At 59.2% G+C, this 18246-nt stretch carries 20 protein-coding genes; 8 read left to right on the forward strand and 12 right to left on the reverse strand.

The window, feature by feature from the left end:
• Window positions 1–92: 92 nt before the first annotated feature.
• From AT6N2_RS07775 to motA, 12 genes are all read right to left on the reverse strand, one after another.
• Window positions 93–659 carry a lytic transglycosylase domain-containing protein gene (locus AT6N2_RS07775; protein ID WP_063949716.1) on the reverse strand — a complete coding sequence of 189 codons (567 nt, stop codon included), beginning with the start codon at window positions 657–659 and terminating at the stop codon, window positions 93–95.
• Window positions 607–1962: a flagellar hook-length control protein FliK gene (locus AT6N2_RS07780; protein WP_209085367.1), complete on the reverse strand. Its 1356-nt coding sequence runs from the start codon at window positions 1960–1962 to the stop codon at window positions 607–609. Before AT6N2_RS07780 ends, AT6N2_RS07775 begins: the two co-directional genes overlap by 53 nt.
• The gene (gene motC, locus AT6N2_RS07785) at window positions 1959–3236 is read right to left on the reverse strand and encodes a chemotaxis protein MotC (RefSeq protein WP_209085370.1); all 1278 of its coding nucleotides are present in this window, start codon (window positions 3234–3236) and stop codon (window positions 1959–1961) included. The genes AT6N2_RS07780 and motC overlap by 4 nt, the downstream gene beginning before the upstream one ends.
• Window positions 3233–4564: a MotB family protein gene (locus AT6N2_RS07790; protein WP_209085372.1), complete on the reverse strand. Its 1332-nt coding sequence runs from the start codon at window positions 4562–4564 to the stop codon at window positions 3233–3235. Before AT6N2_RS07790 ends, motC begins: the two co-directional genes overlap by 4 nt.
• Window positions 4561–5217, reverse strand: coding sequence for a hypothetical protein (locus AT6N2_RS07795; protein WP_209085375.1), 657 nt, complete (start codon window positions 5215–5217; stop codon window positions 4561–4563). The genes AT6N2_RS07790 and AT6N2_RS07795 overlap by 4 nt, the downstream gene beginning before the upstream one ends.
• Before the next feature lie 308 nt (window positions 5218–5525).
• Window positions 5526–6818 (reverse strand): flagellin, encoded by a 1293-nt coding sequence (locus tag AT6N2_RS07800; RefSeq protein WP_209085378.1) that lies wholly within the window; start codon window positions 6816–6818, stop codon window positions 5526–5528.
• A 302-nt stretch (window positions 6819–7120) separates the two neighbouring features.
• Window positions 7121–7558, reverse strand: a complete 438-nt coding sequence (locus tag AT6N2_RS07805) for a hypothetical protein (RefSeq protein ID WP_063949710.1) — start codon at window positions 7556–7558, stop codon at window positions 7121–7123.
• Window positions 7559–7563: 5 nt separating this feature from the next.
• Window positions 7564–8646, reverse strand: a complete 1083-nt coding sequence (gene flhB / locus AT6N2_RS07810) for a flagellar biosynthesis protein FlhB (RefSeq protein ID WP_144575855.1) — start codon at window positions 8644–8646, stop codon at window positions 7564–7566.
• A gap of 125 nt (window positions 8647–8771) precedes the next feature.
• Window positions 8772–9815, reverse strand: a complete 1044-nt coding sequence (fliG, locus tag AT6N2_RS07815) for a flagellar motor switch protein FliG (protein WP_063949708.1) — start codon at window positions 9813–9815, stop codon at window positions 8772–8774.
• Window positions 9816–9842: 27 nt separating this feature from the next.
• Window positions 9843–10382 (reverse strand): flagellar motor switch protein FliN, encoded by a 540-nt coding sequence (gene fliN / locus AT6N2_RS07820; RefSeq protein ID WP_209085380.1) that lies wholly within the window; start codon window positions 10380–10382, stop codon window positions 9843–9845.
• 64 nt (window positions 10383–10446) lie between these two features.
• On the reverse strand, window positions 10447–11406 hold the full coding sequence (locus AT6N2_RS07825) for a FliM/FliN family flagellar motor switch protein (RefSeq protein WP_063949706.1): 960 nt from the start codon (window positions 11404–11406) through the stop codon (window positions 10447–10449).
• Window positions 11403–12275: a flagellar motor stator protein MotA gene (gene motA, locus AT6N2_RS07830; RefSeq protein WP_063949705.1), complete on the reverse strand. Its 873-nt coding sequence runs from the start codon at window positions 12273–12275 to the stop codon at window positions 11403–11405. The genes AT6N2_RS07825 and motA overlap by 4 nt, the downstream gene beginning before the upstream one ends.
• A gap of 185 nt (window positions 12276–12460) precedes the next feature.
• On the opposite strand from motA, the gene AT6N2_RS07835 reads away from it, so the two are divergent.
• The 8 genes from AT6N2_RS07835 (at window position 12461) to flgG (ending at window position 18244) form a co-directional block, all read left to right on the forward strand.
• The gene (locus AT6N2_RS07835) at window positions 12461–13240 is read left to right on the forward strand and encodes a DUF1217 domain-containing protein (protein WP_209085383.1); all 780 of its coding nucleotides are present in this window, start codon (window positions 12461–12463) and stop codon (window positions 13238–13240) included.
• 1 nt (window position 13241) lies between these two features.
• Window positions 13242–13976: a flagellar basal-body rod protein FlgF gene (gene flgF / locus AT6N2_RS07840; protein WP_063949703.1), complete on the forward strand. Its 735-nt coding sequence runs from the start codon at window positions 13242–13244 to the stop codon at window positions 13974–13976.
• A gap of 11 nt (window positions 13977–13987) precedes the next feature.
• The gene (gene fliI, locus AT6N2_RS07845) at window positions 13988–15394 is read left to right on the forward strand and encodes a flagellar protein export ATPase FliI (protein ID WP_077224843.1); all 1407 of its coding nucleotides are present in this window, start codon (window positions 13988–13990) and stop codon (window positions 15392–15394) included.
• Between the two features lie 4 nt (window positions 15395–15398).
• Complete coding sequence (locus AT6N2_RS07850) at window positions 15399–15962, forward strand: hypothetical protein (protein ID WP_209085385.1); 564 nt, start codon at window positions 15399–15401, stop codon at window positions 15960–15962.
• 327 nt (window positions 15963–16289) lie between these two features.
• A complete protein-coding gene (gene flgB, locus AT6N2_RS07855; RefSeq protein ID WP_144575859.1) occupies window positions 16290–16682 on the forward strand; it encodes a flagellar basal body rod protein FlgB in 393 nt (130 codons plus the stop codon).
• A gap of 3 nt (window positions 16683–16685) precedes the next feature.
• Window positions 16686–17105 (forward strand): flagellar basal body rod protein FlgC, encoded by a 420-nt coding sequence (gene flgC, locus AT6N2_RS07860; RefSeq protein WP_063949700.1) that lies wholly within the window; start codon window positions 16686–16688, stop codon window positions 17103–17105.
• A complete protein-coding gene (locus AT6N2_RS07865; protein WP_063949699.1) occupies window positions 17102–17437 on the forward strand; it encodes a flagellar hook-basal body complex protein FliE in 336 nt (111 codons plus the stop codon). The genes flgC and AT6N2_RS07865 overlap by 4 nt, the downstream gene beginning before the upstream one ends.
• 18 nt (window positions 17438–17455) lie before the next feature.
• Window positions 17456–18244 (forward strand): flagellar basal-body rod protein FlgG, encoded by a 789-nt coding sequence (gene flgG / locus AT6N2_RS07870; protein WP_063949698.1) that lies wholly within the window; start codon window positions 17456–17458, stop codon window positions 18242–18244.
• Window positions 18245–18246 lie beyond the last annotated feature (2 nt).

The following is an 18246-nucleotide window of genomic DNA, read 5'->3' on the forward strand; positions in this document are numbered from 1 at the left end:
GCGAAAAAACGCTTGATCCGCCTTTTTTCGGGCTCTCTCTCGCCACATTTCCGTTTGCGAGTCTTTGACTTCAAAGAAGCAATTTCAGGTTGTTATCCGTCGCAGAAATTTTTCGCGTTCGGGGTCCATTTTCCGTAACCGGTCGCCACGAGATTGGCGATGACACGGCAGACATATTTCTTCTGTGCCGGGTCGTTGTTCGGGCCCGCGTGATAGCGCGCGACGGCCATCGTCCAGGTTTCATGCCTGTTATGGAGGTTGCGCAGGAACATGGCGGCATATTCGACATTGCGGCGCGGATCGAACATTTCCCGCGCGGAAGTGAAATTTTCGCCGTGGAAATAGTGATTTATCTGCATGCAGCCGAGGTCGATGAGCTTGGCGCCGCTGCGTTTTGCCGCCTCAAAAGTCATCAAAGCTTCCTCGGTCGAGGCGGCAAATACCGGTTTTCCTTCGATATTCATCGCATTAGGGTCAAGCCGGCCCTTGCGGCCGGTCTCTGTCAGCCCCACCGAATAGAGAATTCCCTCCGGCACGCCATATTTGCGTGCCGCCGACTGGATCTCTCTTTCACACACGCCTGAGGTTGCCGAAGCCGATGCCTTCTCAGAGGTAGACGCCATTGTCAGCAGAAGAGCGGGCAGAGCCAAGAGCGCCATCCATGCCTTCATTATGCACCCCCAAATTATTGCCATTGTCCTGCCGACCGTCGCGTGCGCCGGACTCGTCACGGTTGCGCCCGGCCGCTGCTTGCTGGCCCTGTTGCTGCGCCTGCTGATTTTGCTGATTGTTGCCCTGTGTGCCCGTTTGGTCACTCTTGTCAGAAGAAGCGATGCTGATTGTGATGGTATCGACGGTCAAACCCTGCGCCTTGAGGCCCTCGAGGATGCTCTTGCTGTCGTCCTGGAGCTTTTTATAGGCTGCGACACTCTCCACCGTCATGTGTACGGCAAGCTCGTCGCCGGCAAGGCGCAAGGACATCGTCACCGATCCTAGCTCGATCGGCGTCATATGCAGCTTCAGGGTATGAACCACCTGGCCGGTGCTGCTCTGGGCCGCGGCGTTGGAGAGCGACGAACCCGGATGCATCGCGCTCACCCATTCGGGATCATTGGCGATCAGGCCGGTCAGGGCCGAGGCATTTGTTGAGGGCGCAAGGCCAATGAAACGCCGTGAATCGAGGACCGTTATCGTATCGGTGGCCTTGCCGCCGCTTTCCCGCGCATCGAATTCGACGCGGCCTTCACGCTGCACCGTGCCCATATCAAGCGCGCGGGGCGCGCCGGAACGTGGTGATGAGAAACGGAACGCCGAGGCATTGCCTTCGTTTTCCGATGCCGATCCTGCATCTTTAGCGGTCGGATCAATCCGGCTCGGCATGTCCTTGACCGAATGTTCCACCTTGCTGCGCACGGGTTCGGCCTTGTCGGCCTTGACCGTATCGGCCTTTCCGGCAATCGCCTGGGCGATTTCCTCAAGCGGCGTCTTGGCTGTCGCCACATCAGCCGCATTGGCCGCGACCAGGTGCAGGGCAGCCAGCTTCGGATCGATCGCATCGGCCGTTTTCTCGGCGTCCTTGTGCTCATCGTCGCGGATTTTCTTACCGGGTTTAGTGTTCTCGGGTTTCCCCAGCGTCTTCACGGCGCTTTGGATCTCGGCCAATGTCTCATTGGCACGCCCTTCGCCAACATGATCGTTGACGAGCGCATTCAGGAACGTCGAGGGCCGTTTCACCGGAACATCCACCTTCTCCGCCTCCCCTTCTGGCTGTGCCTGCGGCTCTTCAGCCGGGTTTTCATCCTGCTGGTGGCGCGAATGCAGTGCCTGTGGCTGGCGGTCGTCACGGACGTTGGAAAGAGCATCGCCAAAGCTGCCGCCATTGGCGTCATCCCGGACGTTGCCCGCGCGCGGATCGGATGGTGGTGGCGCATTCACTACCGCGTTGATGGCTGCGTCGATCATGGTGCCCCCTCGCCTTTCTTCAACAGGCTGTCGATTTCATCGAGCTTGCTGCGTCCGCTCGTCACGAGCTGCCGGACATTCTCGCTGTGATCGTCAACCTTCTGGGTTTCGACCCGCCATATGCTTTTGGTCTCGGCAGCGGTCGCCTTGTTTTCGGGCGCATTGCGCCCTGTGTCTTTAACGGTGGCGCTGTCTCCGCCTGTCCCGGAGTGCGGCGAAGGCGGGCGTACCACCTGTTCTGCAATGGCCCTTGCGGCCTCCCGCAATGCCCTGTCCCGATCCGAAAGCTGCTCGTCCGGAATTTGTCCTATTGTCTCTATCGCGCTCACAACGTCGGGTGTTCCGATATTCGACAGGCTTTCATAGAGATTTGCCTGCACTTCCGGCTCACCCGGCTGCGTGGGGGACAGCGCCTTGGCTTTGAGGGCCGCCATCCGTGCCAGCGAATCCTTGCCGCTGATTGCCGCGAGACGGGAAAGGCGCAGGTAAGCTTCCTTCTGTCTTTCGGTATCCATCATGGCGAAGGTATCCTGGATCACCTCCTCGCCAATGGCATCGGCGCGCTTGACGACAAGCGAGACCAGAAGATCTGCAAACTGGCTGGCATAAGGCGAATGCAGGAAACGTCGGGCATAACGCTGGGCATAATTGACGCCACGCGCAGCATCGCCGTCTTCCACCGCAATGGCGAGCGAACGGCGCAATGCCGCTTCTTCAACGATCGTGCCCGGCGCTTCCAGCCGGGCGATGTCATAAAAGCCGAGTGCAGCCAGCGGATCGCGCGGGATCGTGACGTTGCCGCCGATCAGGGCCAGATAAGCACCGATCCGCTTGCCGCGATATTCAGGCACCATGGCCGCGATGCTCTGCGCGACAAGTGTTCCCTTGCCGGACAGATATTTACGCAGAATGTCGGCCACGCGGCTGTCGAAATTGCCGTCCACGTCACGCGCGACCAGCAATTCCAGCGTGGCCGGATTGCCACCGCTCATCGCATAGATCAGCGCCGCATCCACATTGCGTGGATCCTTGAAGATGGCCGAGGGGGCGCTTCTCAGCCGCTCATCGATGGTCTGCAGCAGGAACCGCTGCATTTCGGATGCAGAATGGTCACCCATCGCCACCGAGTCCTGCACGAATTGCAGGGAGCGCAGCATGGCATAGGGCATGAGATTGTCCTGCGACTGCGAAAACGCCTTGCTCGGCTCGGAACCGAGACCGCAAAGCGTCGCCGCAAGAAGAAGCCAGCGTTTCGAGGTTTTCGTCACACTCACCCCCGATCAGCCTCAAGCAGAATTTCGATGCGGCGGTTTGCATCCGCCAGCGGGTCTGCCGGCACCTGCAATCTGCGGTCCGCGAAACCTGAGACCTGCTTCACCCGCTCTTCCGAAAGCCCGCCGCGCACCAGCATGTAATAGGCGCTGTGCGCGCGATCCATCGAAAGGCGCCAATTGTCGTTGGCCTCGCCCTTGAACTGCCGCCCATCGGTATGGCCCCGGATCACGACGCTGCCACCGCGCTCCTGCAGCAGCTTGCCGATTTTCTCCATGGCGAGAACCATTTCCCGTCGGGGAACGGCCGACCCGATATTGAACATCGGTGTTTCCGTCTGGTCGGAGATCGTCAGCAGCAATCCACCTTCGGACGGCGTCACCACCAGACCTTCGGAAAGCTTGCCGGTGATGCCCGATATCTGCTTCTCGATTTCTTCGCGCAGCTTGTCGGCCTTGTCCCATTCGGCATCGCTGGCCTTGCTCGGGTCGTCCGGAGCGGGTCTGGCAAGGGCTGCCTGCTCGGTGGCGTCCGGTCGTTGCTGGGGCACCACGGCCGCGATCTCGGCCGGCTTGCTGTCATCCGTCTTGCCAGTCGCAGGCTTGTCGCTCGCCGCCTTGTCGACAGCGGTATCGGCCTGCGCCAGCGCGACCGTCTCAACGCTCTTTTCATCGTTCCTGGCCGCCACATCCTGCTGTTTTGCCTCTGCAGCCTGGGTGGTTTCCACCGGAACCTGCTTCTGGTCGGAGCGGGTGATCTTCACCTGCTGGGTCCAGAAATCCGGGTCGAAAGGATCACGATAGGCTTCGCCGCCGCTTGCGCCCGTCGCCGGGCCGGAATCGGCAGCGCCGCCCTCGCCCTTGGCGCTGACATTGGCCTGCTGGCCCACCTGCTGGGCGATTTCCGCCAGCACGGAATAGGGGTTCTGAAAAAAGTCAGCCTCGGAAAAATTCGACTGCTCGCCCGTCTGTGACGTCAGGTCTTCGCCAGTCGCGGCGGCAGAGCCCTTGGTGACATTCTCCGCCTTGATATTCGACTTGTCCTTTTTCTCGACGCCCTCTTCCTTATCGACAGGCTTTTCGAGCCCCTTGGACGAGGGTTTTTCGTCGGAAAGCTTGATAGGGTTGAAGTAGCTCGCGACTGAGGCCTTGGTTTCCTCGTTGGCGGCGTTAACCAGCCACATGACGAGGAAGAACGCCATCATCGCCGTCATGAAGTCGGCATAGGCGATCTTCCAGGCACCCCCATGGGCGCCGTCGTGCCCGCCCTTGTGGCGCTTGACGATGATGATCTCGTTCTTGCCGTGGTGGTGATTTTCGCCTTCACTCATTTCATCACCTTGCGAAGACTGGACGCCCAGGCGGACATGCGCGTCACGAACACGCTTTCATCCAACTCGACGGAAAGATCGATATCGGTCGTTTCGGTAAATTTCATCGTTTCTTCTTCAAAGCCCGGCTGGGTCTTCAACTGGTCGTACAGAGTTTTAGGACCCTTCACGACGAGTGTGACGGCCTTGCCATCGGGCATGGCGGCGCGCACGACATCTGCAAGCGCGGAAACCGCCTTCAGCGAGAGTTTTTCCGTCAAAAGCGGGGCGAGAATGGCGGCGGCCTGGTCGCTGAGATTGGCGGCGATCGCATCGATGCCCTCACGCAGGCCGCGAGACAGAAAAATAGCCGTCTCTTCGAGATAGAGAGTGCGCAGGTCTTCCAACTCTGCCGCATGCGCGGCAAGCAGCTCCTCGCGCTCGGCCTGCATCTTTTCGGTGAGCTCGCGCGTCGCGTCGGCGCGGCCGCGCTCATACGCTGCCTGTTTCTCGCTCTCGACGTCGACGGGGCCAAGATCGGCAAAACCGGAAGAACTATCGGCGAAGCCCGACATCAGGTCTGTGTCGGTGAACACGTCGCCGAAGGCAGGTGCCGGCAGCTGCGGTTTTGTTTCGCCGAAATCTTTCAAAAACCGTGCAATGGACGCGCTCATGCCTGCCCCCTGACAAAAAGGGAAATGCGAGCAGAGCTGGTTTCCTGGTAACGCGAATCGCTAAAGCCTCGCGGCCTTCCCGGAGGGAAAACCGCGATCTCCGTCGCCTGGAAATGCTCTAAGCCGTTTGGCGGCATTACCGTCATCCTTGCTACCCTGCCCGTCTCGTCCACGCTTCCGGCAGATCGCGCCATGCGATCCGCTCATATCGACCGACGTTAGGTGTTCAAACTTGTGCGAGGATGAAGGCGGGCTTGAACGGCAAGCCTGTGCCGATCATCCCGGCGAACCCACGCCGGCCGAAGCCGTTACTTGAAGAGCTGGAGGATATTTTCCGCGTTGGCATTGGCGATGGAGAGCGCCTGGATGCCGAGCTGCTGCTGCGTCTGCAGCGCTTTCAGCCTCGTCGATTCCTCGTTCATGTCAGCATCGACAAGACGGCCGATGCCCTTGTCGATCACATCCATCAGGCTGGACACAAAATTGTCCTGCATGCTGATGCGGCTCTGCAACGAACCGAGGCTGGAGGCCGTACTCGTCATCGCCTCGAGCTGTCCATCAACAAAAGACATCATCATGTCGATCGCGTCGGCATCGGTATAGGTCGTACCGCCGCCGGCAAAACCACCCATCGCCGCGGCGACCACATCAAGCTTGCCGAGATCGAGCGTGGATACAGAAAAGGCGAGTGAGCGGCTGGCGGCCGTCGGCGCGCCCGCGAGGTCATAAAACCAGTCGGTGGCGCTGGTATCACGATAGGCGGGAGAAACGGTGGTGGCACCGGCAGACGGATTAGTCGCCGTCACCTTCACCCAGGCGTTCTCGGCGAGACGAAGATAATTGACGCCCCCGGCGCTGTAGACATTCGGATCGGTGTTGGTATCGGCCGCCCCGGCGTTGAGCGCGCCGATCTGTGCGTCGCTGAGCTTCTCGACGACATAGCTGGCATTCGTCGCCTTGCCCGCGGTGGTCGAAGTCTGGGTAACTTCGCTCTCCGTCTTGCTGACGAAAACCGCGTTCTTGTCGAGAATGCCAAGCTTTCCGCCGCTGAGATCGAACAGCACGGTGCTGCCGTCGAGCACATAATCAACCGTGGTGACACCGACATTGCCTGCGCCCGTGCGGGTGAAGGAGGCGACGACTTTTTTCGTAATCGATTCTTCCACCGGCGGCGTGCCGCCATTGCTGATGCTGGCCTGCAGCCAGTTTTCACCGGAGAAGGAGGCCGACTCGGACGTACTCTTCAGCTGTTCCTGCAACTGCTTGATTTCGTCCTGGATTTTGCTGCGGTCAGCGCCCACACCGTAGGCAGCGACCAGCTTGGCCTTGATCTTCTTGACGACCTCGATCGTGCTCTCCAGCGCGTCATAGGCGGTATCGACCTTGGCGGCGCCAAGACCCAAGGCGTCCTGCACGGCGGAGAGGGCCGTATTGTCTGACCGCATCGTCGTTGAAATGGACCAGTAGGCGGCGTTATCGGCCGCGGTTTCGACGCGGTAGCCGGATGAGACGCGCGCCTGCGTTGTCTCGAGGTTCTTGTCGATCATGCGCAATGTCTGCAGCGCGGCCATCGCCGCCGCATTGGTCAAAATGCTGGTCATGGGGTCCACCCAACTGAAAATTTCAGAAAAAATCCGGCGCGGTGCCGACAACGAGCAGAAGCATCATGCACATCGGCGATGACGAAAGGGCCATCGCGACCTGCCGTTCGTTAACAAATCGTTAACGCGATTGGTAACAAACATCGGGGTTGATTTGCAAGGCGTTCGTCGCTCCCGCAGCCAGCTTTCGCACAAACCGGCAGGCTTGGGGCAAGCTCGGGTTCATTCGCAACGGAAAAACCGCTGCGCCCCTGATTCAAAGGGCACAACGGAGATGAAGGGGTGCTTTAAGTGTGGGCGGTTTACGCCGCTTCGTCCTGCTGAGCAGACACGAATCGGGCGGCCGTCAGGCTTCTGCGGAGAAACTCGGTGTTTTCATCCGGGTTTTCCGAGGGGTTCTGAAACGAGACATGATTGATCTCGATCGCCGCGTGCTGATTGGCCAGCGTCAACTGCGCATAAACCGTCGCGCCCTTCGGCTTCAGCTCAAGATCGAGAACGATCTCCGGGGCACCTTCCCATTCAAGCTTATATTCGCCGCCAGCACCGAAATTGATTGTGCCGGGATGATAATAAAGCTCGGCAGCGGAAGAAACGAGGTCGGCGATACTACCGTAGCACTCGAATCGGAGCAGTGAGATCAGGTCGGCCGGGTCTAGCAATCGAAGTTCGGTGGCGATCGGGTTGATCGCCTCTGCGACGATCATTTCCCGCTGTTCGGAATAGGCGGATTTTTTCATTGGTTTTATTGAACCCGTATTTTCGATGACTTCATGGCGTAAACCCGGTGAACGAGCTCAGCCACAGCCTTGTAAAAGACTGGTGGAATCACACTATCTACCGAGACTTGCGCAAACATGGAGCGTGCAAGCGGAGGGTCCTCAAAAACGGGGATATTGTTCTCTTCCGCAATCTCGCGGATTTTCAATGCAATAAGGTCCTGGCCCTTGGCGACAACGACAGGGGCGTCACCTTCTTCACGAACATAACGAAGCGCCACCGCGAAGTGGGTGGGGTTGGCAATGACCAGCGTTGCGCGCGGCACATTGTTGATCATGCGGCGGCGCGCACGGTCGCGGGCAATCGAACGCTGGCGTGATTTCACCACGGGGTCGCCCTGCGACTGCTTATATTCTTCCTTCACCTCATGCTTCGTCATTTTCAGCTGGCTAAACCAGTGATGGCGTGTCCACAGAACGTCGACGGCGGCAAGCAAGGCGGTTGAAAGCAGGATGACGACCATCATCTTCTTGACGATCTCGATCACCCTTACGAAAATAACCTGCGGATCGGAAAACATCAGATCGATGAGGCTGTAAAAATCACCCCGCAAGGCGAAGAACATGATGACCGCAACGATCATGATCTTGAAAATGGATTTCCCGAATTCGACGAAACCCTGCTTGCTGTAGATACGCGTGAAGCCTTTCGCGGGCGAGACGCGCGACCATTGCGGCCGCACCCTTTCCAGCACGGGCGACGGCAGGTTCTGGAGAAACGACGATGCCAGCCCGAAGACGATGAACATTAGCATCGCCGGCATCAGCAGATAGGCCATCGACGTGCCAAGAAAATAAAGCAGCGACAGCGCATCCGGCCTGGTGCTGAGGTTCCACTGCTCAGGCTGGCCGAAAAGGTCTTTGAGCGTGACGCCGAGACGGCCGGCGCCGTCCGGCAGGAAAAAAACAAGATAACAGTAGAAGGCAAGTGACGAGGCGAAAATCGGCACCTCGCGTGAAAAGGGCAGATTGCCCTTTTCCGCCGCATCACGGAGTTTTTTCTCCGTCGGGTCTTCTGTTTTACTGTCCTTGTCCTGATCGTCTGCCAAGGCACGTTCCCGAAATAAAAAAGGCCCGCCGCTCCCGGCAGGCCGTCATCCCGAAACTAGCGCCCTGGACCGGCCATCGCAATGGCCGGCTCCGCGGTAAAACCCGGTTATCAACCGGCTTCCGCTCACGCTGCGGCCGACTGCTCCTCGGTCGCTGCTTCTTTCAGCTGGATCTGGCCGGAATTTGCCAGCCGGATTGCTTCCTGCGCCACCGCGCGGCGGGCGATGGCCACTTCGCGGGTGTTGAGCGAGGCCTGCGGAACCGCGAGGTCCGATTCGATCATGCGGCGTTGGCGCGGGCTGATGCTGGAGAGCACACATTCCTTGATTTCCATCGTGGCGCCACGCAGTGCCATCGTCAGAACATCGGCCGAAACATCGTTGAGCAGCAGGACGCGGCTGCGCTGCGGCATGAACATGAGATCGTCGAACAGGAAGATCTTTGGCTTGACCTTGTTGGCCGCTTCCTTGCTGAGCGTCTCGAGCGAGCTCAGCAATGTATCCACCTGCGGCTTCTCCAGTTCGTTCATCAGGTCCGCAACCTTCGTGGAACCGCCGGCATTGCGCTCGGCCTCGATTTCGGTGATGAGATTGACCACACGTTTCTCGATGATCTGGGCAGCCGTCGGGCTGACTTCCTTCATGTTGACGGTGCGGTTCATGATATCGGCGCGCTGCTCTTCCGGAATGGTCAGGAGAACCTTGGCGCCGAAGGATGAGGGCAGCATGGAAAGAATATAGGCGATGGTCTGCGGATGCTCGCGCAACAGGAACTTGCTCACGAATTCCGGCTCGGCTTCCTGGAGGCGATCCCAGATCGATGCTTCATAGGCCTGGAAGGCCGCACGGCGACCGAGAAGGCTGTCCACCTCTTCAGGGGTCAGGCCCTCTTCGAGAATGCTCTCGATTGCCTTGGCATTGTCCATCAGGCCCGTTCCCTCTGTGAACAGGTCTTCGAACTCCGCCACGATCTGCGCAAGTTCGTCCGGCGGAATGACCCGGAGCGTCTGCGCCGAGGAAATGATCATCTGCAATTCGTGCTGCGTGAAAAATTTCAGCAGCTTGCCGGCGACACCCTTGCCCATGGCAAGCAGCACCGCGGCCGCCTTGTCGGCCTGAGACAACGGCTTGCCCGCAAGGGGATTACCGAAATCCTCGAAGTCCATCATGGTCTTTCCTCTCCGTCCCCACAGGGATCAGGCTTTTCTCGTACTTAATACTTCAATCAATTTTACGCCGAAGCGCGTATCGTCGTCTTCCAAAACCGTTATTTCACCGCGCGCAATACGGCGGCCATTCACCATGATTTCGACCGGCTCGCCAATCTTGCGGTCAAGCGCGATCGTTGCGCCCTCCTCAAGGCTCATCAGCCCCGAAACGAGCATTCTGCTGGTGCCGAGAACGATCTGGACATCAATCGGAATGTCCATGATCATTTCCATGTTTTCCGACAGGCCGCTGCCAAGCGGTGCCTTGACGCCCGCAACCTGCGGGGCGGCAGCAAAATCGTCCATCGCAAAATCGGCCGCTCCGCCGCCGAAGGCGGAAAGGTCCGTGTCCGTCGAAACCTCCTCCGTGCTCCCGAAATCGCCAAAGTCGCCGAAATCGGAGAGCGAACCTTCCGCATCCGTCTTGAGGACGCCACGCAGATCGCCGATAGCCTGGTCGAGGTCGCCGCCGTCTTCGAACGACGGCAACGCCGCATCATCGGTCAGGGGTGTTTTCTTCGTAGCCATGCGCTGATTATTCCCTTTGAAACTTGCGTCAGCCTGCCCAAACCCCGAAAGGTCGGTCAGGATTTTAACCCATCAAATGTCGTAAGATCTCGTCGTCCGTGCTGACATTGTTCTTGACCCGAACCATGTAGCGGTCGCCAGACTTGCCGAATTCGCAATTATAGAGCTTGGAGCCGTTGGCGCTGACCTCAACACCGATATCGTCCTGGGTCATGGCCTGAAACGGAATGACATCGCCGGCCACCAGTTTCGAGATCGTGCGCAGCGTCAGCGTCTCGAGCTTGATGCGTGCCTCGAGCGTGACCTGCGATCGCTTGACCTGTTCAGAGATCATCTCCATCCACTCTTCCTGCTTCTTCAAGGCCTGAGCAGAAGCCTTGGGAGCGACGATGGAGGTCTTGAGCAGGGGACGCTGCGGTACGATCAGCGAGAATTCCGACGACACCTTGCCGATATCGATTTTCATGCGGATGGTCACGCCATAAACGCCGGCGATCATCTCATCGAAGGCGCTTTTGCCGTTGGAATTGAAAGGCGGATCGATGGTTGCCTCAAATCCGCCCGGGGCGTTGACACCGGACCGTAGCACACCCCCGATGCGGCCAAGGACCATGGCCGCCAGATCGAGCTCGATATGGGAAAGGCTGCGTTCATCCGGCTCGCCGATACTGTCAGGAGCCGCGCCGAGCATGCGCTCCATGAGTGCAATGACGAAGCCATTGCCAACAGTCATCATGAAATTGGGGCACCAGTTGCGCAACGAACAATCGGCAACCGCAACATTGTCCCCGACATTGGCGATGAGATCCGTCATCAAGCCCGATTCGGACCCGATATACTCGACTTCGATCGCTATGCCCGTTTCGCTGTGGAAGATATCGGGCAGGAATTCGCTGTAGAGATGGCCGATATCATGCCCGATCTTGGCGATCGTCTTGCGGTCGGTGAGCCCGCCCGTGAGTTTCGCAAGCAAGGCCGTGTCGATGGCGGGAGCTTTCTGCGCTGCAGCTTTTGCCATGGTCATGCCGCCTTGTTTTCGCCGCCGGGGTTCATCATCTCCTGCTCGACGGCGTCAATTGACGGCCGTTCGTAGTTGGAGATGGTCTTGCGACCGTATTCCAACGCAACCTGCGGCACCGAGCCGTTCATGTAGGCGATCAGCGTCTGCTTGACGATGATATAGAGGCGGTGCTGCTTGGTGCGGACGATCTTCACCTGCGATGCCAGCGGGTTGCAGATCGAATAGGACAGGATGATGCCGAGCATGGTGCCGACGAGGGCCGCGCCAATCAGGCCGCCGAGAACCTCCGGCGATTCGTTGATCTTGCCCATGGCTTTGATGACGCCGAGAACCGCCGCGACGATACCGATGGCGGGGAAGGAGTCGCCCATGGTCGTAATCGCGTGGTAAGGCTTGAGCTTGTCGTGAAGGATGGTCTCGATTTCCTCGTCCATCAGCGCCTCGATTTCGTGGCTGCGGGCATTGCCGATGATGATGAGGCGGACATAATCGCAGATGAACGACGTCAGTTCCTTGTTCTTCAGGACCGACGGCGCGCTCTGGAAGATGGAGGACTCATCGGGATTGTCGATATGCGCTTCGATCTCGTTGCGCGACTTTGTGCGCAGGTCGCGCATCAGCGAATACAGCACGCCGAGCACGTCGAGATAGTTGCGCTCCTTCGGGACCGAGTGCTTGAACGCCTCGCCGAGCGCCTTGCCCGAGTCCTTCACGACCTTCATGGGGTTTGCCATGATGAAGCCGCCAAGGCCGGCGCCGCCGATGATCATCAATTCGAACGGCTGAACCAGCACGTTGAGATGACCGCCCATCGCCATATAGCCGCCGATGATGCAGCCGAAGGTGATTATAAGTCCAATTACAATATTCATTGATCGACCACGCTCGAACAGTGTTCCATGACGCCCTGTCTAGAAAATGTGGCTTGCGTGAACCTGTCGGCCAGCCCCGAGCCCCTCTCCTTCTGCAGCCAGTTTCGCACAAGCAAACCGATGCATGATGTCGACAAAGGCGGACGTGCGCCTTGATAACGGGATCAAACCAGAGCGGCGGTTCAGTGACTTCCACCTACACCAGTTACAGACTGATCAGTCAGGATATCGGCAAATCGCTGGAGCGGGTATCGACGCAGCCAGACGTGGCGCGCGAGACCGAATATTACCGCTCAAAGATCGGCAACGTGAAATCCATCGACGATTTCATGGCCGATACACGTCTTTACAATTATGCACTGAAAGCCCACGGCCTTGAAGATATGGCCTACGCGAAGGCCTTTATCCGCAAGGTGCTGACCGAAGGCACGAGCGACAAGAACGCCTTCGCCAACAAGCTGTCCGACAGCCGTTACGCCGATCTTGCAAAATCACTGGACTTCGCGGGCCTCGGTGCGGCGGCCACCTCGATGGAAGCCGCAAAATCGGGCATTATCAGCAAATACGCACGCCAGACGTTGGAACAGGAAGCGGGCGACGAAAATAACGGCGTCCGTCTCGCTCTCTATTTCGAGCGCAAGGCGCCAACGATCAAATCGGGGTTCGATTTCCTTGCTGATGATGCGCTGGCGCAGGTGTTCCGCACGACGTTCAACCTGCCCGACGCCGTTGCCGCGTCCGATATCGAAAAACAGGCGGCGCTGATCGAAAAAAGTATCAACATCAAGGATCTGCAGGATCCTGAAAAGGTGGGCAAGTTGCTCGAGCGCTTCACCATCATGTGGGAAATGCAAAATCCCTCGACGACCTACGACCCATTGGCCGTTTTCGGCTCCTCCAGCGGCTACGGCATTTCTCCCGACCTGCTGATCTCCATCAACTCCCTGAAACTCGGAGGCAAATGATATGCAATCCGGACTATACGTCGCCCTGTCATCGCAGATCGCGCTGGAGCGCCGTCTCACCACCATTTCCGACAATATGGCGAATGTGAACACGGTCGGCTTTCGCGGCTCCGAAGTTAAATTCGACGAGATGATCGCCAAGAACCACAATGACATGAACGCCAAGGTCGCTTTCGTATCGCAGGGCAACGACTATCTCTCCACCCGTCAGGGCGCTTTCGAGCAGACCGGCAATTCCTTCGATTTCGCGATCAAGGGCGACGCCTGGTTCTCGCTGGATACGCCCGATGGCCAGATCCTCACCCGTGACGGCCGCTTCACCATGCGTCCAGATGGTGCGCTGATCTCGTCCAGCGGTTATCCCGTCCTCGACGCCGGCGGCGGTCCGATCCGCCTTAATCCGAATGGCGGCCCGATCACCGTCGGCCTTGATGGAGCAATCCGACAGAATGACGCTACCGTCGCTTCGCTTGGCATTTTCCAGGCGGATTTTTCTCAAGGTTTCCTACGGCACCCCAATAGTGGTGTGAAGCCGGTCGCCCAACCGGTTCCGGTGGTCAACAATCATGAAGTCGGCGTCGTTCAGGGCTATCTTGAGCAGTCCAACGTCAACGGCATTTCTCAGATGACGCAGCTCATCCAGGTCAACCGCGCCTTTGAAAGCATTTCCTCGCTGATGCGCGATACGGAATCGACCTTCGGTGAGGGCATCAAGACGCTCGGCGGCGCGCGTTAAGGAACTGACGAATGACAATGCCGGAATCCATGCTCTCGGCTGACGCCATTTCGCCGAAGCTCGCGCAGCTGGCGGGGCTGGCGGCACATTATGCCGATCCGGAATTTTCGGTGGCGCATGGTGGCCATGTCCGCACCATCGCCGCCGGGCACTACACGGTATCGGGCCTTTCACGGCATGTGCGGCTTGGAGAATTTGTCGCCCACCGCAGCGCGACCGGCATTCACCTCGGCGAAGTCGTGCGCGTGGAGCCGGATATCTGTTACGTCTGCCCTATCGAGCCTGGCGAACCGATCGGCATTCACGACACCGTCATCCGCAAGGGCGCTTTCCGCGTCGCGCCCGACGACAGCTGGTGCGGCCGCACCATCAACGCGCTCGGCGAGCCGATCGACGGCCAGGGACCGCTCGCGCCCGGCATCGAACGCCGTTCGATCTCCAACAACGCACCCCCTTCAATGACGCGCAAGCGCGTGGAGACGCCTTTCAAGACGGGTGTCCGCGCTATCGATATTTTCTCGCCGCTGTGCCTCGGCCAGCGCCTGGGCATCTTTGCCGGCTCGGGCGTCGGCAAATCCACCCTGCTTTCCATGCTTGCAAAGGCCGATGCCTTCGACAAGGTGGTGATCGCGCTGGTCGGCGAGCGCGGACGCGAGGTCCGTGAGTTCATCGAAGATACGATGGGCGAGAACATGAGCAAGTCGATTGCCGTTGTCGCAACGAGCGATGAAAGCCCGATGCTGCGCAAGATGGCGCCCCTTTCCGCGGTAACCATCGCCGAGCATTTCCGCGATCAGGGCGACAACGTTCTTCTCATCATCGACAGCGTGACACGCTTTGCCCACGCCATCCGCGAAGTGGCGGTCGCTTCGGGCGAGCCGCCCGTGGCGCGCGGTTATCCCGCTTCTGTTTTCACTGAGCTGCCGCGTCTTCTCGAGCGGGCAGGCCCGGGCGCCGAAGGCACCGGCACCATCACCGCCATCGTTTCCATTCTGGTCGATGGTGACAATCACAATGATCCGATTGCCGATTCGACCCGCGGTATTCTCGATGGCCATATCGTGCTCGACCGCAGCCTCGCCGAGGAAGGCCGTTATCCGCCGATCAATCCGCTCGCCTCTATTTCGCGTCTCGCCAAAAAAGCCTGGACGCCGGATCAGGAGAAGCTGGTCTCGCGCCTCAAGGCGCTGGTCCATCGCTTCGAGGAGACCCGCGACCTGCGCCTCATCGGCGGATACCGGCCGGGCACCGATCCCGATCTCGACATGGCCGTGAAGCAGGTTCCGATCATCTACGAAACACTGAAGCAGCTGCCGAGCGAACCGGCGGCACAGGATGCCTATGCTGATCTCGCCACCGCCCTGCGGAACGGCGCGCAGAACGGTCAGCCGCAGGTAACCCCGAGAATGAGAGGCTGACGCCGTGACGAAAAAACGGAACAAGGATGGCCGCGACGACGGCGCGATCACGAAGCCCGCCTTCTTCACGCCGGACCGCCTCCTCGCCTGGACCGGCATCACGCTCGCCGCCGCAGCAGCCTTCTTTCCCTGGTATGTCTTCTTCAACGAGGAAAAGTTTGGGCTGAAGGTGGCAGGCGGCGACCGCACCCGCGATCTGCCCCATACCGGCCCGCGGGAAGTCTTCAGCGTCTCGCCCATGGCCATGACCAACCGCAACAAGGAAGACACCCCGCCGCCGGCGGAGCTGCCCGACATGCTGACGACGGCGACCGTCAGTGCGGGCGGCAAGGAAAAGCAGAACGATCTGGCTGCCGGGGTCGAGGAGCAGCCCTTCCCCGGCCAGACGTCCTTCCGCCTGTTGCACGTTTCCAATGGCCGGGCGCTGATCGAGGACGGATCCGGCATGTATATGGTCAGGGTCGGATCGACACTGCCGGACAACGCCTTACTGACGAAGATCGAGCAGCGCGACGGCGAATGGCTGATAGAAACGTCTTCCGGGAAGACTTATCGTCCGGAAAAATAGCCGTCGTCTACCGGGCTTACAGACGTCTTCGGGCGCGCACTCAAGGCTTGGCGAAAACTCTTGGCCCAAGTCGGTCATCCTCGGGCTTATCTCGAAGATACATCGATTTCAGTGGCTTATGGATCCTCTGGTCAAGCTGGGGGATGACTTCGGCACGGTTTTCATCTGTTGCAATGCTTCAGGGCGTGTCTGGTATCGGACACGCCTTTTGATATTTCAATCGACTTCAATCAGCGCTTTTCGGCTTCTCGCCCCGCCTCATCTCTCCTCGCAAGTCTGACGCAAGATTAGCCCCTTAGGTTCGGGCCATACGAGATGGAGAAGTCTATGCAACCGATTCAACTGTTCGAACTGGCATCCCGCCAAGCGGAATGGCTGAGCGTGCGCCAGGAAGTCGTGGCGACCAACATCGCCAATGCCAATACGCCCAAGTTCCGCGCCAAGGACGTCAGCCCCTTCGAGGCGGTGATGCAGGCCACCAGCCAGCAGGTCGGCATGGCGAGAACCAATCCGGCCCACTTCGGCGAAAGCACGCTCAGCGACAACATCGCCGTGCGCGACAACCCGGTCAACAACGAGATCGGCATGCAGGAATCCGGCAACTCGGTCGCTCTTGCGGAAGAAATGACCAAGACGGGCGAGATCAAGCGGCAGTACGACCTGAACGCCAATCTCGTCAAATCCTTCCATCGCATGATGCTGATGACGGTTAAGAGGTAAACCATGGATCCCTTGAGTGCGGCGAGCAAGATCGCGGGCAGCGGCCTGGAAGTTCAGTCCACACGACTGCGCATCGTCTCCGAAAACATCGCCAACGCAAGATCGACCGGAGATACCCCCGGCGCAGACCCCTATCGCCGCAAGACCGTCACTTTCGGTTCAGAGCTCGACCGCGTGAGCGGCGTGGAGCGCGTGACCGTGAAGAAGCTTGGCGTCGACCGCGGTGATTTCGCCCATGAATACGATCCCGGCAACCCGGCCGCCGACAGCAACGGCATGGTGAAGATGCCGAACGTCAACATCCTGATCGAAATGGCCGATATGCGTGAGGCAAACCGCACATACGACGCCAATCTTCAGGTCATCCGCCAGACACGCGACCTCGTCGCTTCCACCATCGACCTTCTGAAGGCATCGCAATGATCGACGGCATCAAACAACTCGGCTCCCTTTCGCTGACGCGCGGCGCCGGCAGCGTTTCCTCGCTCACCGACAATATTTTCGGCAGCGAGCAGACGACGCCTGCCCAGCAGACCGGCCAGAGCTTCGCAAGCGTTCTCAGCAACGTCTCCGTCGACGCGATGAACAACCTCAAAAAGGCCGAAGTGGCTTCGTTCGAAGGCATTCAGGGCAAGGCGAATACGCGTGAAGTCGTCGATGCCATGCTGTCGGCAGAACAATCGCTACAGACCGCCATCGCGCTCCGAGACAAGATCGTGTCGGCCTATCTCGACATTACCAAGATGCAGATCTAGCCCAGCAGGAATATTGACATGAGAGCTCTTGCCATCGCTGCCACCGGTATGGACGCCCAGCAGACCAATCTGGAAGTCATCGCCAACAACATCGCCAACATCAACACCACCGGCTACAAGCGCGCGCGTGCGGAGTTCACCGATCTTCTCTACCAGACCGAGCGCATGCAGGGCGTGCCCAACCGCGCCAACCAGGCGATCGTACCTGAGGGCGCGAATATCGGCCTCGGCGTTCAGACTTCTGCGGTGCGCAACATCCACACCCAGGGCAATCTGATCGAGACCGGCAACAAGCTCGATGTCGCGATCATCGGACAGGGCTGGTTCCAGATCGAGGCGGCCGACGGTTCGACGCTCTACAGCCGCGCCGGCTCCTTCAACAAGAATGCCAACGGCAATCTGGTGACAGTCGACGGCTATAACGTCATCCCGAACATCAACATCCCGACCGACGCACAGGATATTACCGTAACCCGCACGGGTCAGGTGACGGCTCGCATCGGCAACGCTACCGACTTCACCGAGCTCGGCCAGCTCACCATCGCCAATTTCGCCAACGAAGCCGGCCTGAAGCCGCTCGGCGACAACCTCTTCGCCCAGACGCCGGCGTCGGGCGATGCGGTCGTCGGCGTGCCCGACGATCCGAGCTACGGCTACATCAAGCAGTCCTATCTCGAAGGCTCGAACGTCGATGCCGTCAAAGAAATCACCGACCTCATCACGGCGCAGCGCGCCTATGAGATGAATTCCAAGGTCATCACCACAGCTGACGAAATGGCTTCGATTGTCAGCAAGAACCTGAAGTAAGA

The sequence above is a fragment of the Agrobacterium tumefaciens genome (assembly GCF_017726655.1).
Lineage (GTDB): Bacteria > Pseudomonadota > Alphaproteobacteria > Rhizobiales > Rhizobiaceae > Agrobacterium > Agrobacterium tumefaciens_B.

Bases quoted from the DNA above. Each gene is read 5' to 3' on its own strand.
- AT6N2_RS07775 (WP_063949716.1), bottom strand. From the start codon at position 659: ATGGCGCTCTTGGCTCTGCCCGCTCTTCTGCTGACAATGGCGTCTACC.
- AT6N2_RS07780 (WP_209085367.1), bottom strand. From the start codon at position 1,962: ATGATCGACGCAGCCATCAACGCGGTAGTGAATGCGCCACCACCATCC.
- AT6N2_RS07790 (WP_209085372.1), bottom strand. From the start codon at position 4,564: ATGAGTGAAGGCGAAAATCACCACCACGGCAAGAACGAGATCATCATC.
- AT6N2_RS07795 (WP_209085375.1), bottom strand. From the start codon at position 5,217: ATGAGCGCGTCCATTGCACGGTTTTTGAAAGATTTCGGCGAAACAAAA.
- AT6N2_RS07800 (WP_209085378.1), bottom strand. From the start codon at position 6,818: ATGACCAGCATTTTGACCAATGCGGCGGCGATGGCCGCGCTGCAGACA.
- AT6N2_RS07805 (WP_063949710.1), bottom strand. From the start codon at position 7,558: ATGAAAAAATCCGCCTATTCCGAACAGCGGGAAATGATCGTCGCAGAG.
- fliG (WP_063949708.1), bottom strand. From the start codon at position 9,815: ATGATGGACTTCGAGGATTTCGGTAATCCCCTTGCGGGCAAGCCGTTG.
- fliN (WP_209085380.1), bottom strand. From the start codon at position 10,382: ATGGCTACGAAGAAAACACCCCTGACCGATGATGCGGCGTTGCCGTCG.
- AT6N2_RS07825 (WP_063949706.1), bottom strand. From the start codon at position 11,406: ATGACCATGGCAAAAGCTGCAGCGCAGAAAGCTCCCGCCATCGACACG.
- motA (WP_063949705.1), bottom strand. From the start codon at position 12,275: ATGAATATTGTAATTGGACTTATAATCACCTTCGGCTGCATCATCGGC.
- flgF (WP_063949703.1), top strand. From the start codon at position 13,242: ATGCAATCCGGACTATACGTCGCCCTGTCATCGCAGATCGCGCTGGAG.
- fliI (WP_077224843.1), top strand. From the start codon at position 13,988: ATGACAATGCCGGAATCCATGCTCTCGGCTGACGCCATTTCGCCGAAG.
- flgB (WP_144575859.1), top strand. From the start codon at position 16,290: ATGCAACCGATTCAACTGTTCGAACTGGCATCCCGCCAAGCGGAATGG.
- flgC (WP_063949700.1), top strand. From the start codon at position 16,686: ATGGATCCCTTGAGTGCGGCGAGCAAGATCGCGGGCAGCGGCCTGGAA.
- AT6N2_RS07865 (WP_063949699.1), top strand. From the start codon at position 17,102: ATGATCGACGGCATCAAACAACTCGGCTCCCTTTCGCTGACGCGCGGC.
- flgG (WP_063949698.1), top strand. From the start codon at position 17,456: ATGAGAGCTCTTGCCATCGCTGCCACCGGTATGGACGCCCAGCAGACC.